10 protein-coding genes are annotated in these 16,517 nt (G+C 42.8%); 6 read left to right on the top strand and 4 right to left on the bottom strand.

Going from position 1 to position 16,517, the window contains the following annotated elements; genetic code table 11:
* The first annotated feature begins 58 nt into the window (after nucleotides 1-58).
* The 4 genes from argE (at nucleotide 59) to gadC (ending at nucleotide 6,095) form a co-directional block, all read left to right on the top strand.
* The gene (argE, locus tag SJ312_RS19970) at nucleotides 59-1,213 is read left to right on the top strand and encodes an acetylornithine deacetylase (protein ID WP_112308370.1); all 1,155 of its coding nucleotides are present in this window, start codon (nucleotides 59-61) and stop codon (nucleotides 1,211-1,213) included.
* 228 nt (nucleotides 1,214-1,441) lie between these two features.
* Nucleotides 1,442-2,326 carry a methylenetetrahydrofolate reductase gene (gene metF, locus SJ312_RS19965; RefSeq protein ID WP_110592826.1) on the top strand — a complete coding sequence of 295 codons (885 nt, stop codon included), beginning with the start codon at nucleotides 1,442-1,444 and terminating at the stop codon, nucleotides 2,324-2,326.
* A gap of 705 nt (nucleotides 2,327-3,031) precedes the next feature.
* Nucleotides 3,032-4,432 (top strand): glutamate decarboxylase, encoded by a 1,401-nt coding sequence (locus tag SJ312_RS19960; protein ID WP_004265325.1) that lies wholly within the window; start codon nucleotides 3,032-3,034, stop codon nucleotides 4,430-4,432.
* A 112-nt stretch (nucleotides 4,433-4,544) separates the two neighbouring features.
* Complete coding sequence (gene gadC, locus SJ312_RS19955; RefSeq protein WP_094961903.1) at nucleotides 4,545-6,095, top strand: glutamate:gamma-aminobutyrate antiporter; 1,551 nt, start codon at nucleotides 4,545-4,547, stop codon at nucleotides 6,093-6,095.
* A 72-nt stretch (nucleotides 6,096-6,167) separates the two neighbouring features.
* Here the strand turns inward: gadC and ppc are convergent, their stop codons facing one another.
* The 3 genes from ppc to metB all read right to left on the bottom strand — a co-directional run bounded on the left by ppc (nucleotide 6,168) and on the right by metB (nucleotide 12,825).
* Entirely contained in the window at nucleotides 6,168-8,807 is a 2,640-nt protein-coding gene (ppc, locus tag SJ312_RS19950; protein WP_094961902.1) for a phosphoenolpyruvate carboxylase, read from the bottom strand.
* 403 nt (nucleotides 8,808-9,210) lie between these two features.
* Nucleotides 9,211-11,652, bottom strand: a complete 2,442-nt coding sequence (locus tag SJ312_RS19945; protein WP_094961901.1) for a bifunctional aspartate kinase/homoserine dehydrogenase II — start codon at nucleotides 11,650-11,652, stop codon at nucleotides 9,211-9,213.
* Nucleotides 11,653-11,664: 12 nt separating this feature from the next.
* Entirely contained in the window at nucleotides 11,665-12,825 is a 1,161-nt protein-coding gene (gene metB / locus SJ312_RS19940; RefSeq protein ID WP_004265317.1) for a cystathionine gamma-synthase, read from the bottom strand.
* A gap of 315 nt (nucleotides 12,826-13,140) precedes the next feature.
* Between metB and metJ the strand changes: the two genes are divergently transcribed.
* A complete protein-coding gene (gene metJ, locus SJ312_RS19935) occupies nucleotides 13,141-13,458 on the top strand; it encodes a met regulon transcriptional regulator MetJ (RefSeq protein WP_004265315.1) in 318 nt (105 codons plus the stop codon).
* Nucleotides 13,459-13,720: 262 nt separating this feature from the next.
* On the opposite strand, the gene rpmE is transcribed toward metJ, so the two are convergent.
* Nucleotides 13,721-13,936: a 50S ribosomal protein L31 gene (gene rpmE, locus SJ312_RS19930; RefSeq protein WP_004265313.1), complete on the bottom strand. Its 216-nt coding sequence runs from the start codon at nucleotides 13,934-13,936 to the stop codon at nucleotides 13,721-13,723.
* A gap of 218 nt (nucleotides 13,937-14,154) precedes the next feature.
* Between rpmE and priA the strand changes: the two genes are divergently transcribed.
* A complete protein-coding gene (gene priA, locus SJ312_RS19925) occupies nucleotides 14,155-16,353 on the top strand; it encodes a primosomal protein N' (RefSeq protein ID WP_004265310.1) in 2,199 nt (732 codons plus the stop codon).
* The last annotated feature ends 164 nt before the right edge of the window (nucleotides 16,354-16,517 follow it).

Below are 16,517 nucleotides of genomic sequence, written 5' to 3'. Positions count from 1 at the left end.
TTTTTATTCAAATAAAGTGCATGAATATTGATACTATTATGGATAAAGGCTGTCAACAGTGAATATTAAATTACCTGCATTTATTGAGATTTATCGTCAATTAATTGCGACTCCGTCGATTAGTGCGACTGATTCTCATTTGGACCAAAGCAATAAAGCCCTAGTGGAACTTCTCGGTGGGTGGCTGGAGACGTTAGGTTTTTCAGTCAACATTCAACCTGTGCCGGAAACGCGAGATAAATATAATTTGCTTGCATCTATTGGTGAAGGAAATGGTGGGCTGATGCTATGCGGCCATACCGATACCGTGCCCTTTGATGATGGACGTTGGAGCAAAAACCCGTTTGAGCTAACAGAGCATGACGGCAAGTTATATGGGCTCGGAACCGCAGATATGAAAGGCTTTTTTGCTTTTATTGTTGATGCGTTACGCGATATGGATTTAACTCAGCTCAAACGCCCACTGCATATATTGGCCACTGCGGATGAAGAAACATCGATGGCTGGCGCACGTTATTTTGCAGCCAGTACAGCGCTAAGACCGGATTTTGCGATTATTGGAGAACCAACGTCATTACAACCGATTCGTGCGCACAAAGGACATTTATCAAATGCTATCCGCATTACTGGGCAATCGGGGCATTCTAGTGACCCAGAACGTGGGGTCAATGCCATTGAATTAATGCATGAGTCTATTTCCCATTTGATGGACTTACGAAATACGTTAAAAGAACGATTTAACAACCCTGCATTTGTCATTCCCTACCCGACGATGAACTTTGGTCATATTCATGGCGGTGATGCTGCCAACCGAATTTGTGGTTGTTGTGAATTACACATGGACATTCGCCCACTCCCCGGCCTGACTTTGCAGGACTTAGATGAACTACTCAATGAAGCTCTTGAGCCTGTTAGTGCCCGTTGGCCAGGTCGCTTGGCGATCGAGCCCATGCATCCGCCGATCCCTGGCTATGAATGCCCAACGGACCACAAGATGGTGGCAGTAATTGAACAGTTGTTGGGGCAAAAAGCGGATACCGTGAATTACTGTACTGAAGCGCCGTTTATCCAAGAGCTTTGCCCGACGTTGGTTCTTGGCCCTGGTTCTATTGAGCAAGCACATCAGCCTGATGAATTTATCGATATGCGCTTTATTGAACCTACTCGCCAATTAATTAGCCAAATGGTTGAGCACTTCTGTTTCACTGAGTAAATATGACTAGCCATCAGTTTAAGCGCGACACTGAACAGGGTTGCGTTTTTTATCATGAATTATTTTCCTGTTGCCATTGAAAAAACCTCAGCGTCATAATTTAATTTAAGTATTGACTATTGGTACCGATCTGGTAATTTCTATTTAGACGTCTAAACGTATAGACGCACAAATGGATATAATAACGTACAAAAAATAGTTAGTTTGCAAATTGCGAGGTTACAGGGTATGAGTTTTTTTCACGCAAATCAGCGCGAAGCGCTAAATCAAAACTTAGCTGAGTTAGATGGCCAAATTAATGTTTCATTTGAGTTTTTCCCACCTCGCAGTGAAGAGATGGAGCAGACACTATGGAAATCTATTGATAGGCTCAAAAACCTGAAACCTCAATTTGTCTCTGTGACTTATGGTGCAAATTCTGGCGAACGCGATAGAACGCACAGTATCATCAAAGATATTAAGGATAAAACCGGTTTAATTGCAGCCCCTCACCTAACGTGTATTGATGCAAGCCCTGAAGAACTGAAAGCCATTGCTCGTGACTATTGGAATAATGGTATTCGCCATATTGTTGCACTGCGTGGTGATTTACCTGACAACAGCCGTAAACCAGATATGTATGCTGTTGATCTAGTTGAGCTGTTAAAAGGTGAAGCGGATTTTGATATTTCTGTTGCGGCCTACCCTGAAGTTCACCCTGAAGCCAAAAGCGCTCAAGCCGATTTAATTAGTTTAAAAAAGAAGATTGATGCGGGAGCTAACCGTGCAATCACTCAGTTTTTCTTTGATGTTGAGAGCTATTTACGTTTTCGTGACCGCTGCGTCGCGACAGGTATTGATGTAGAAATCGTGCCGGGGATTTTACCCGTCTCTAACTTTCGTCAACTCGAGCGCTTTGCCAAACTGACTAACGTACGCATTCCTGCATGGATGAGTAAAATGTACGAAGGGTTAGATGACGACCCTGAGAGCCGTAACCTTGTCGGCGCATCAATCGCCATGGATATGGTCAAAATTCTTAGCCGTGAAGGCGTGAAAGATTTTCATTTTTACACGCTGAACCGCTCTGAGCTCACCTATGCTATCTGCCATACTTTGGGAGTTAGGCCTTAATTTAGCCGGATGAGGCGAATATTTTGCCTCATCCCTTTGCTATTTTCTTCTATTCTTATAAATATCTTCTATTTTCCCAGAAAAAAATATCAAATAGCTAGAACTAGTTATTTCTTGCTTAAAAAAGAACCAGTACCTTTAAGGTAAATATATTAACGTGATATCTAAACTGATTAGATTCGCGAACTACTTTTCCACAATATAACTCATGCTATTATTTTCTTTATATTCAAATTCATTTTTCCACAATAATTATATTTAACGGTTAACGGTATAAATTAACTTTAAACATTATGAAAATCAGGGTTTAAATAAAAGTTACATAACTTAACATTATTGAAATATTAGTTTTTTATGAACATTTATTTATTTCCACTACATTTTTCGCCCATATAAAATCAAATAAAAACAACTAAAAAGCTAAATACATAGAAATAAAAACCATAAAAATGTAATAATTTAGTTAAATTGAGTGATTTTTAGCATCATTTTATGAACATAATCAGCTATTGAGAAAAATTATCTATAACCAAAATAACCATAAACCATCATTCACTCTACTGTTACTTTCTAATTATGACGGTTTTCATTAAATTATCTTTTTTATTTGAACACTTTTGAATTTTTAAAAAGACGGCGTATATTTAATATTGAGCTCAAGATTAATAGTATTTAATTACCACATGGTCATTGAGGAATTAAAACATGAGTAATAATGCATTAAATTCAAAACACAGTGGAATGGATGATGTCTACGCATCATTAGAATTATCCAAATCATTACCAAAAACCAAGTTTCCATTGAAAGAACAAGCACCACGTAATGTATTTAGTGCAGTACGCGATGAATTAATGCTAGATGGGAATTCACGCCAAAACTTAGCAACATTTTGCCAGACATGGGTGGATGATGAAATTCGTGATTTGATGGATTTGTCTATCGACAAAAACATGATAGATAAAGACGAATATCCACAAACAGCAGAAATTGAAAACCGCTGCGTACATATGTTAGCGGACTTATGGAATTCACCGGATGCAGAAAATACCCTTGGTTGCTCAACCATCGGGTCCTCAGAGGCTGCAATGCTTGGTGGGCTAGCGCTAAAATGGCAATGGCGCAAAAAACAAGCCGCTAAAGGAAAACCGACCGATAAACCTAATTTAATTTGTGGCCCAGTTCAAATCTGTTGGCACAAATTTGCTCGTTATTTCGATGTTGAACTCCGAGAGATCCCTCTTGAAGGTGACCGCCTCATCATGACACCGGAAGAGGTGCTCAAACGTGTCGATGAAAATACTATTGGTGTCGTACCGACCCTTGGGGTGACATTTACCTGCCAATATGAGCCCGTAAAAGCTGTACACGATGCGCTCGATAAACTGCAAAAAGAAACTGGACTGGATATTCCTATCCATGTGGATGGTGCTAGTGGCGGCTTCTTAGCTCCATTTTGTGCACCAGATTTAGAATGGGATTTCCGCTTACCACGTGTAAAATCCATTAATGCATCAGGCCATAAATTTGGTTTGGCGCCATTAGGCGCTGGCTGGGTTATTTGGCGTGAAGCCAAAGACCTTCCAGAAGAATTGATTTTTAATGTGAATTATTTAGGCGGTAATATGCCAACATTCGCACTGAATTTCTCTCGCCCTGGCGGTCAAATCATTGCTCAATATTATAATTTCTTGAGACTGGGTCGCGAAGGCTATGCAAAAATCCACAACGCTTGCTATGCAACTGCACAATACCTCAGCCGTGAAATTGAAAAATTAGGGCCATTTGAAATGATTTTTGATGGTGATAGCCAAACTGGTATCCCTGCATTAGCATGGAAACTGAAAGAAGGCACCGCCACCAGCAAATATTCCCTCTATGACATCGCAGACAAACTGCGTAGCCGTGGCTGGCAAGTTCCTGCTTACTCTATGCCAGCAAACCGTGAAGACCTTGTTATTCAACGTATTCTAGTGCGTCATGGGGTTAGTTTAGATTTAGCCGCATTACTCATTGATGACTTCAAACGCACCTTAGAGTATTTCGATAAGCACCCTGTCAATAAACCGCTAACAGAAGAAGAAGGCGGCGGCTTTAATCACAGTTAATTCTTTTATTCATGATTGTGTTGTTAACGAGCCAAAGAGCCTTAGGCTCTTTGGCTCCTACTGAGATCCGCCCTGAAAAGGCAGATTGTTTATCGATTTGAGGAGAACTCGTATGGCAACAACGACAGCTCCAGCCGCAAAGCAACTGACACTACTTGGCTTTTTTGCCATCACTGCATCAATGGTGATGGCCGTTTATGAATATCCAACATTTGCAACATCTGGCTTTAGCCTCGTATTTTTCCTGCTATTAGGAGGATTATTGTGGTTTATTCCTGTCGCATTGTGTGCCGCAGAAATGGCAACCGTAGAAGGTTGGGAGGAAGGTGGTGTATTTGCATGGGTTTCTAATACATTAGGCGAACGTTGGGGATTTGCCGCCATTTCATTTGGTTATTTACAAATTGCGATTGGCTTTATTCCTATGCTGTATTTCGTATTAGGGGCACTGTCTTATATTTTGAATTGGCCAGAACTTAATACAGACCCAATCACCAAAACGATAGGGGCACTTGTTATTCTCTGGGTATTGGCTTTCACACAATTTGGCGGAACTAAATATACTGCCACGATTGCGAAAGTCGGTTTTTTCGCAGGCATCTTGCTTCCAGCGCTAATTTTGGTCTTTCTAGCGATCAGCTATTTAGCCAGCGGCTCTCCATTGGCCATTGAAATTAGTACTGAAACCTTTATTCCTGATTTCACCAAAATTGGCACACTCGTGGTATTTGTCGCCTTTATTTTGAGCTATATGGGTGTTGAAGCTTCAGCAACTCACGTTAATGAAATGAAAAACCCCGGTCGAGATTACCCCGCAGCGATGTTTTTACTCATGATAGCGGCAATTTGTTTAAGCTCAATTGGTGGGTTATCGGTAGCAGCGGTGATCCCAAACAGTGAAATTAATTTATCTGCTGGTGTGGTACAAACATTCAATGTGCTTGTCACACACTTTAATTCATCCTTTGAATGGGCAGTGAGAATTATTGCGGCACTATTATTGCTTGGCGTGCTGGCTGAGATTGCTTCTTGGATTGTGGGGCCATCCCGCGGGATGTATGTCGCGGCACAGAAAGGTATTCTGCCGCAAGGCTTTGCCAAGGTGAATAAAAATGGCGTACCGGTAACACTGGTGATTTCGCAGTTGTTGATCACAACAGTAGCGATTATCGTCCTCACCAATACTGGGGGCGGTGGTAATATGTCATTCCTTATTGCTCTAGCCTTAACGGTAGTTATCTATTTATGTAGCTATTTCATGCTATTTTTAGGTTATATGCAGTTAGTTTGCAAACAACCAGAGAAAAAACGTGTCTTCAATATACCGGGAGGTAAAGGCATTAAACTTCTCATTGCGTTAGTCGGCCTAATTGTTTCTATCTTAGCCTTTGTGATTTCATTCTTCCCACCGAGTTCTTTACCGAATGGTGCGAGCAATACCACCTATGTGACGTTACTTGCGGTTAGCTTTGTGATTATTTTCTTACTGCCTTTTGTAATTTATGCTTTCCATAACAAACAAGGTAAGAAAACTAATGTCTCTATGGTGCATATCAAAACGCATAATGCGCCAGCTAACCATTTCTTTATTCACCCTCGAGCTCGTTCTGCGTATCACTTGATTCATCATGATAAACCAGACGATGGTTCATCCAACTCGTAATAACCCGTAAAAATAATGAGGGCTACCATTTGGTAGCCCTCATATTATTCAAGTACTTTAAAAATCAACAAACTAACCCGTATTACGCATGCCTGCTGCCACACCAGCAATCGTCACCATCAAGGCTTGCTCGACACGTGGGTCGGGCTGCTCTTGTTGGCGGGAGCGGTGTAAAAGCTCTGCTTGTAAGACATTTAATGGGTCAGTATAAACATTACGTAATGCGATGGATTCCGCTATCCAAGGTAAATCCGCCATTAGCGCTTCATCTTTTGAAACCGCCAACACGCTTTTAATATCTTCAGATAACTGGTCACGCAGTTTTTGCCCTAATGGCCATAAGCGCTCTTCCACCAAGCGGTGGTCGTAATATTCCGCCAGCCATAAATCTGCTTTTGCATAAACCATTTCTAACATCGCAATACGCGTATTAAAGAATGGCCACTGCTGCCACATTTCATCAAGAATGGCTTGTTTGCCTTCTTTCTCAATGACATGTTTTAGCGCCGCTCCTGCCCCTAACCATGCGGGTAACATTAAGCGGTTTTGCGTCCATGCAAAAATCCATGGGATCGCACGCAAAGTTTCCACACCACCTGTTGGGCGGCGTTTTGCAGGACGCGACCCAAGCGGTAATTTACCTAGCTCTAGCTCCGGTGTTGCGGCACGGAAATAAGGCACAAAATCCGGTTGTTCACGTACATAATCACGGTACATCGCACAAGACACATCAGATAGCGAATCCATCACGGACTTCCACTCATCTTTTGGCTCTGGTGGCGGTAAAAGGTTCGCTTCTAATATAGCACTGGCGTATAACGCAAGGCTGCTAATGGTAACTTGCGGCAAACCGAATTTAAAACGGATCATCTCGCCTTGCTCGGTTACCCGCAACCCTCCTTTTAAACTACCCGGCGGTTGAGAAAGTAATGCAGAATGTGCAGGCGCACCACCGCGTCCAATTGTGCCGCCACGCCCATGGAATAATGTCAGTGTGACACCTTCTTTCTCACACAATTTAATCAGTGCATCTTGCGCGCGATACTGTGCCCATGAAGCCGCCATTACCCCTGCATCTTTAGCAGAATCCGAGTAACCAATCATCACCATTTGGCGATCATCGATAAGGTTGCGATACCACTCAATGCTTAACAGCTTGGTCATCACACTTTCTGCGTTATTTAAATCTTCCAGTGTTTCGAATAGTGGCGCGACGGGTAAGCGGACTGACGCCCCATTCTCTTTTAGCAGTAATTTAACCGCCAACACATCTGATGGGACTTTCGCCATTGAAATAACATAAGCCGCAACAGAATCATTTTTGGCTTTCGCAATCACTCGACAAGTTTCAAACACTTCCTGTGTTTCTGCACTCGGCTGCCAATCTTGCGGGATAAGTGGGCGTAAAGATTGTAGTTCTTCCAGCAAGAACTGTTGTTTTTCCTCTTCTGACCACTGCGAGTAATCACCCAACCCTAAATACTGAGTCAGCTCTGCAATGGCTTCAGTGTGACGAGTACTTTCTTGGCGCACATCAATACGTACCAGTTGCAAACCAAAGCTACGAATACGGCGCAGAGTATCCAACAACTGGCCATTAGCAATAATTTTCATATTGCAGGCAATTAATGATTGGTAGCACGCGTATAGCGGGTCCCATAATTGAGCATTATCCACCAATAGGTCTGCTGGTGGTAAAACTTGCTCGCCTTTTACACGGCGCTCTAAGTACTCTAGCGTCGAAAATAGTTGGCTACGTAAATTTTTCGCGATTTGGCGATAAGGCTCATCAACGTCATCCCCCCCAGCTAGCGCACGCAGCTCTGGGGTCGCTTCCGTCATCGAAAGCTCTGAAACCAATACTTGAATATCTTTGAGGAATAAGTCTGCCGCTTTCCAGCGACTCAGCAATAGAACTTGGCGAGTCACATCCGCAGTTACGTTCGGGTTACCATCACGGTCTCCACCCATCCATGAGGTAAAACGAATAGGATTGGCTTCAACCGGTAATACTGCCCCAATAGAGTCCTCAAGTTGTTCGTTAAATTCACGTAAGAAAGCAGGAACCCCTTCCCACAATGAATTTTCCACAACAGCAAAACCCCATTTAGCTTCATCAATGGGTGTTGGACGAATTTTACGAATTTCATCGGTATGCCATGATTGAGCCACCAATTGACGCAAGCGGCGCATGATATTATTGCGTTCATAATCCGCAATGTCATCATGGTCGAGTTGTGACAAACAGTTGTTTACCTCAACTAATTTATGGATCAACGTACGGCGAGCAATTTCCGTTGGGTGAGCCGTTAAAACCAGCTCAATTGAAAGCTGTTCAACTGCTTTTTGGATATCACCATCAGTGAAGTTTTTGCCTTTTAATCGGCTAAACAGATTTTTCAATGCTACTGGGTTACTTGCCGCTTCGCCGTGAGGCGAAATACTGTGGTATTGCTCAGCGACGTTTGTCAGGTTTAAGAATTGGTTAAATGCCCTTGCAACGGGTAGCAATTCATCATTAGAAAGATTTTGTAATGTCATCAGCAGTTTTTGCCGCTGAACTTCATTACCTGCACGAGAAGATTTGGAAAGCTTACGAATGGACTCAACTTTGTCGAGTATGTCCTCACCTAAGGCTTCCTTGATGGTATCGCCGAGTAGCTTACCCAGCATACTGACATTACTGCGCATTGCGGAATATTGCTGATTCATGAGACTCCTGACCTTGTGCTTCTGGCAGAATGCATTCCCGCACGGTTCACGGTTAACAGACTGCTACCTGTTTCCTGTAACAAAATTTCAGTCGGCTGCGTTAGAGTTGTCGTTTTGTGATGCAGGCCGCTAAATTTACCCTTCAGTGTATATTCATATCAGAAAAAAATGACTTTGGGGGATTTTTCTGAAATTTAATTACAGCCTTATTTTTATTAATTTTTCTTATTTAAGTATTGTTTCAGCGCAATATATCGTCGATTCAGCACTTTTAAGACATGAATAATGTTTAAGAATTAAATCATCAGAATAAAAAACAGAAAATGAAGGGATAAATTAAAAATCTTCATGATGCATTAGTGCCCTCAATACCGAAGAGAACACCAATGCACTGAATAAATGATTATAAAAGTTGAGAGAGTCGGTTCAGATCCGATTGAATAGCACCCGCAGTCACATCGCGCCCCGCTCCAGGCCCACGGATCACTAATGGGTTATCTCGATACCAACGGCTTTCAATAGCAAACACATTGTCACCCGGTAATAATGAGGCCAGTGGATGTTCCGGCTTCACCGCTTCCACCCCCACTTTTGCTTTGCCTTTTACCGCATCAAACCGTGCGACATAACGTAGCACTAACCCAAGTTCTTGCGCTGCTTCTAAGCGCTGCTGCATTTGCTCGTTAATAACCGCACTGTTTTCAAAAAACGCGTCCAAAGAACCTGCCTGTGCTTGTTTTGGCACTAAAGACTCAACTCTTACATCATCCGGCTCGATGTCATAACCCGCTTCACGGGCTAAAATAATTAATTTGCGCATAACATCTTGCCCCGACAGGTCAATACGTGGGTCTGGTTCAGTTAACCCTTGCTGCCAAGCTTGCTCTACTAGCTCACTAAATGGGATGGAGCCGTCAAACTGTAAAAATAGCCATGATAGCGTTCCAGAAAAAATACCACTGATAGTCAGGATAGAGTCACCGCTTTCTTTTAAATCACGTACTGTATAGTTAATCGGTAGCCCTGCCCCTACCGTCGCGTTATATAACCAGTGACGACCTGTTTTTGCGAACGCATCGCGAATTTGACGATATTGTGCCGTTTGCGCCGCCCCCGCAATTTTATTTGCACTAATCACATGAAAACCATAACTGGCAAAATCTACATAGTCATCTGCCAACGTTTCACTGGCTGTGACGTCTAACACCACTAAATCATCATAAGGGTGGGAACGCATCCATAAAAATAGGTTATCATCCTCATGCTCTACGGCTTCATCATCAAAGAAAGCTAGTGCACGACTTGGGTCAATCCCTTGGTAATTCAGTAAGCTACGGCGGCTGTCTACTACGCCAGCTAGGACGAAATCAAAGTCACTACGTGCAGAAATTTTGTGTTGCTCCGCGGCAAAAAGTTCTAACCAACGCGCGCCAATATTCCCTTTACCAAATAACACTAAACCGATGCGTTTTTCTGCGCGGAATAAGCTTTGGTGCATCCCTTTAATTAGATGTTCCGTTTGGTTAGAACGCAAAACAGCAACTAAACTGATATCGTCCTCTGAATGCCAAATAAATTCAACAGGTTGCCCTTTTAATTCCTCATAAAAGCGGTGGCTATGTAACGGTTTTTTACACACCCCCGCACCGACTAATGCAACCAGAGAAAAACCTTCACGTAATGATAATGACCCCGGTAAACCGGCTTCTTCAAGGGTATTTAAGGCACTTTCGACAATCTCGGAGGTATAGCACAATTGCAGTAAAGAACGGTCATGATGAATACCGCGAGCCAAAGGGCGCAATTGAGCACGTTTAAGTAATAAATCCACATCTTTGCAGATTTGTTTAAAATCACGCCCCGCGGCGATACGCAATTCAATCAGACACACATCATCATGACTAGTCACGATTTTCGCACCAGCCCCTGATGCAAGCACCCGTTCAATTTTTGTTGAACCCTGTTCAGGTTGATAGCTACACCTTAATTGCAAATCAATGTTGCTCACAGAAACAGGCTGTAAAGTCCGTGTATGTAAAACAGGAGCCGCTAAACGCGCTAATTCACTCGCTTCATCAAGACGTAACAAAGGCAGTAAACACGCATCTTTCACTTTGCGAGGATCCGCGCTATATACCCCAGCGACATCACTCCAAATCGTCACTTTAGCAGCATCCGCCAACGCACCAACTTGTGTTGCAGAATAATCACTGCCATTGCGCCCGAGTAATACGGTTTCACCTTGCTGATTCCGTGAAATAAACCCTGTTACCACAATACGACGGTTAGGTAATTGCGTTAGCTGTTGCTGTAACAAATACCGTGACTGTATTTCATCAACTTGTGGCTGTGCCGCACGTTCCGCACGCAGAAATAAACGTGCATCGAGCCATGCACTTGCCATATCAGCTTGGGCAAGCACTTCTGCCATCAAGCGAGCTGACCAAATTTCACCGTGCCCGACCACTTCTGCATAAATCGCATCATTTATGGGTTGATCCAGCAATGCGCTTAAACGCTCTAAATCGTGAATAAATAACTGGCTTAGCTCTGCAGCCTTTTGTTCAGGTAAAAGAGATTCAATTAAATCAAGTTGATAGCGGCGTAATGATTGCTGAGCTTGATGAGCCGAAATACGATCGCTTTGGCTTAATTTTAACCAGTTAATCAACTGATTTGTTGTACTACCCGCGGCAGAAACCACCATTAAATCACCGGGTTGGCTATAGTTGGCCATAATTGTTGCAACGCGTTGATAGCACTTCGCATCGGCTAAACTACTGCCCCCAAACTTATGTAACTGGCGGTGGCAAGGAGCCACCTCAACCGCTGTTAGTACACTCATCAAAAAACTCCGCTAACGTTGTGCCGCAACCTGAAATGCGTGATCTAAGTCTGTGATTAAGTCCTGAGGATCTTCAATCCCCACTGAAATTCTTAGCAAGCTATCTGTGATCCCCGCTTGCGCACGGGCTTCTGCTGACATACCTGCATGTGTCATTGTGGCCGTATGGGAAATCAATGTTTCCACACCACCTAATGACTCCGCTAGTGTAAACAGGCTGAGTGAACGAAGAAAATGGCGAAGTTGTGGCTCATCACCTGCAAATTCAAAACTCAGCATCGCGCCAAAGCCTTTTTGCTGTTTCACTGCTATTTCGTGCCCGGGGTGATCTTCTAATGCAGGATAATACAATTTTTTTACTAAAGGCTGTGATTTAAGATATTTTACGATCTCTTGTGCATTTTGCTGTTGCTGTAATACACGTGGAGATAATGTCCGAATACCTCTCAATAGTAGGTAGCTATCAAAAGCGCCCCCAGTAACACCAATATTATTCGCCCACCAAGCAAGCTCTGTTACCCATTTTTCTTCTTTCGCAACCACCACTCCTGCAACAATATCAGAATGGCCATTCAAGTATTTAGTGCATGAATGCACCACAAAATCTGCACCTAGCGAAAGAGGCTGCTGCAAAATTGGGCTTAAAAAAGTATTATCCACAACAACTAATGCACCTACATCATGAGCCAACTGTGCAATATGCTGTATATCAAAAATTCTTAATAGTGGGTTGCTGGGTGTTTCGATTAACACTAATTTGGGCTTTTTCGCTAATGCAGCCTGCAATGCAGATTCATCACTTTGGTCGACAAATTGCACCTGATAAGCCCCACGCTGGCTTTGGCTATTAAATAACCGATAGCTTCCGCCGTAACAGTCATGTGGCGCAACGAGTAAATCCCCCGGTTGCAAAAAAACTGTACATAACAGGTGAAGCGCAGACATCCCACTGTTAGTCATTACCGAACCACTACCACCCTCAAGTTGTGCCAATGTTTTTTGCACAATATCACGCCCTGGATTTCCACGACGTGAATAATCATGAGCTCTCGGTTCATTAAAGTCAGTAAAATTATAGGTACTGGATAAATAAATGGGAGGCACGACGCAACCAAATTGTTGGTCTTCATTTAATCCATTATGAATTGCGATGGTTGACGGCTTGTAAGTCATAAACGCTTCTCCTGAACAGTGATAGGCTAAATCATACCCATCGGATGTTTAGACGTCAACATATCTAGACGTCTAAACCTCTTTACGTTTATATCTAGTAATGGAATAATCAGCCCTAATAATTATGTGTAAATTGATAGTCAATCGCATAAGTGAACTTAACTCGTTAATTTTATATAATATCTTGTGATAAAATAAGTTAAGTCACGTCTAACATATATGCAGACGTTCTCGATTTAGGGCTTAGATTAAGTTTCTATTAAAAAGAATATGCATATTATTTTTTATTATTATTGAAAATATCCAAGGTAACCCATGGCTGAATGGAATGGTGAGTATGTCAGTCCGTATGCTGAACATGGCAAAAAGAGTGAGCAAGTAAAAAAAATTACAGTATCTATCCCTTTGAAGGTACTAAAAATTTTAACTGACGAACGTACTCGTCGTCAGATTAATAACTTGCGACACGCGACAAATAGTGAGCTCCTGTGTGAAGCTTTTTTACATGCATTCACAGGCCAACCACTGCCAAATGATGAAGATTTACGTAAAGAACGTAATGACGAGATCCCTGAAGCCGCAAAAGAAATTATGCGCGAATTAGGTATCGACCCTGAAACGTGGGAATACTAGCCCCAATTAGTCACCATTACGTATCTCAAAACTTTAACTACGTCGCACGCCTTGCGACGTAGTGCCTTTCCTTATGTTTTATTCAAGATAGCTATAACGATGATGGCGACGCGCTCAAGTCTAAAGTGAAAGTACGAATAATGATATTATGTTCGCCGTGCTTTACCGCTTCTAATTTCTTCATTTAGACATAAAAACACTTATTTTAGGCATTAAAAAAGGGAAACTCAGTTTCCCTTTTTTTCGCATTTCACAAGTTCGATTATTTTTTAGAACCTGGGATGCTGAAACGTTGGTTGAAGCGATCAACACGACCACCAGTCGCAACATCACGCTGTTTACCAGTATAGAACGGGTGGCAATTACCACAAACGTCCAGGTTCAGCGAGTGACCAGCAGTTGAATTAATTTTCATTACATTACCGCAAGAACAAGTTGCAGTAACTTCTTCGTATTTAGGGTGAATACCTTTTTTCATGGGAGAACCTCTATTAAGGCCGTGTCGCCATTCCAGCCCTAACGCCGGACACCACACGTCGTGTTGATTGAATTTAATATATTGGTAAAAATAGATACCAAAGGCGGCGGATCATACAGAAATTCTGTTTATCACGCAATGAAAACCGAGTAAATTTTGTGGTACTCTAGTCAACAATCGCTCGCATTATCGCATAAAAAATAGACGGAAACCCAGATATGATCGTCGTTCAGGTGGCTTTACCTGTCCCTTTAAACCGCACATTTGATTATCGCCTTCCTGATAACATGCCACTACCAGTGATTGGCAGCCGTGTTATGGTGCCATTTGGCAAGCGCCAAGCCTTGGGTATTGTGGTAAAGCACAGCGATAAAAGCGAATTTGCTGAAGATAAATTAAAAGCCATCGAACTGGTTCTCGACCACCAAACGCTCTTCCCTGACGATATTTGGCAGCTCTTATTGTGGTCTTCACAATACTATCATTACCCAATAGGTGAAGTGCTCTTCCACGCATTACCCACACTATTGCGCCAAGGTAAACCTGCGGAATTTACCCCTATTTGGCAATGGCAAGTGACGGATGAAGGCTTAGCCGTTGACCTTAATGAGCTAAAACGTTCCCCAAAGCAGCAACAAGCTCTTGCACTTTTGCGTCGTAGACCCGTTTATCGCCATCAAGTAAGTGAGCTTGAAATCAGTGAAAGTGCTCTGCAAGCACTGAAAAAGAAAGCTTATATTGAGTTACATCCCGTTCAACCGACTAGCGAAAAGTGGCAACCAAGCTTTACAGTTTGTGGGGAAAGGTTGCGGCTTAATAGTGAACAAGCGACCGCTGTCGGTGCTATACGTGCTGAAGATGACCAATTTTCGCCATGGCTACTCGCTGGGATCACAGGGTCCGGTAAGACGGAAGTGTACCTGAGTGTATTGGAAAATGTCCTTGCCCAAGGTAAACAAGCTTTAGTTTTGGTGCCTGAAATTGGCTTAACCCCACAAACGATTAGCCGTTTTCGCGAGCGCTTCAATGCGCCTGTTGATGTGTTGCACTCAGGCTTGAACGATAGCGAACGCTTAGCGGTTTGGTTACGCACTAAGCAAGGACAAAACGCCATTATTATTGGCACTCGCTCAGCGCTGTTCACCCCTTTTGCCCGCCTTGGCATTATTATTATTGATGAAGAACATGACAGCTCATATAAACAGCAAGATGGCTGGCGTTATCATGCACGTGACTTAGCTGTTTTCCGCGCTAAAAAGAACAATATTCCCATTGTGATGGGTACTGCGACGCCATCACTAGAAACCTTATTCAATGTACAGCAGCATAAGTATCGGCAATTAAATCTCACTATTCGTGCAGGTAATGCACGCCCTGCGGCTCAGCACCTTATTGATTTAAAAGGCCAGCCGTTAAAATTTGGCCTTTCTCACTTATTAATTCAACACATTAAAGAACACCTTGCACAAAACAACCAAGTCATTCTATTTTTAAATCGTCGTGGTTATTCCCCTGCATTAATTTGCCATGAATGTGGCTGGATTGCAGAGTGCCAGCGCTGTGACCACTATTACACCTTGCACCAAAATTTCCATCAATTACGCTGCCACCATTGTGATAGCCAGCGCCCGGTTCCTCGTCAGTGCCCACAATGTGGTTCAACTCATTTAGTGCCTGTTGGAATGGGAACGGAGCAACTTGAGGAAGGGATTTGTGAACTGTTCCCTGATACCCCCGTTACCCGTATTGACCGTGATACCACGAGCCGTAAAGGGGAACTGGAACAGCATTTAAACCAAGTACATGAAGGGGGAGCTAGAATTCTTATTGGCACACAGATGTTAGCCAAGGGCCACCATTTCCCTGATGTCACCTTAGTCGCCTTATTAGATGTCGACGGGGCTTTATTCTCGAGTGATTTTCGTGCAGCCGAACGGTTTGCTCAATTATACGTGCAAGTTTCTGGTCGAGCAGGACGAGCTGGTAAACAAGGTGAAGTGTTCTTGCAAACCCACCATCCCGAACACCCATTGTTGCTCACGCTTCTTGAAAAGGGTTATCACGCATTTACCCAAGAAGCAATGGAAGAACGGCAAATCGCAATGTTACCACCTTACACCAGTCATATATTGATCCGTTCAGAAGACCACAATAACCAAGATTCGCGCCAATTTTTGCAAAATGTACGGCAATATATTAGTGAACATCCACAAAGTGATGCCAAAATGTGGATTTTAGGCCCCTCGCCGTCGATTCAAGCCAAACGTGGCGGGCGATTCCGCTGGCAATTGCTATTGCAACACCCTTCGCGGCTTTATTTACAACAATTTATGGCGAAACTGTTGCCAGAAATTCTTCAACAGCCAGAAAGTCGCAAAGTAAAATGGAACATCGATGTGGACCCGACCGATTGTTAACTCATTATCAATGCTAAAGGATTCATTTTACCTAACCATTTAACTTTATAGGCCATACCAGTATTGTCTTTGCAGCATGTTGATAAATTTGAATTATTTGCCATATAATTCTAAACGACCAAATTGAGTATTTTTCATACACATTGAGTTTCATTTATCTTTTT

The organism is Providencia sp. CIM-Carb-044 (genome assembly GCF_033901115.1).
Taxonomy (GTDB): domain Bacteria; phylum Pseudomonadota; class Gammaproteobacteria; order Enterobacterales; family Enterobacteriaceae; genus Providencia; species Providencia hangzhouensis.
The sequence above is the reverse complement of the archived record's forward strand: the minus strand, read 5'-3'. Positions and strand labels throughout refer to the sequence as shown.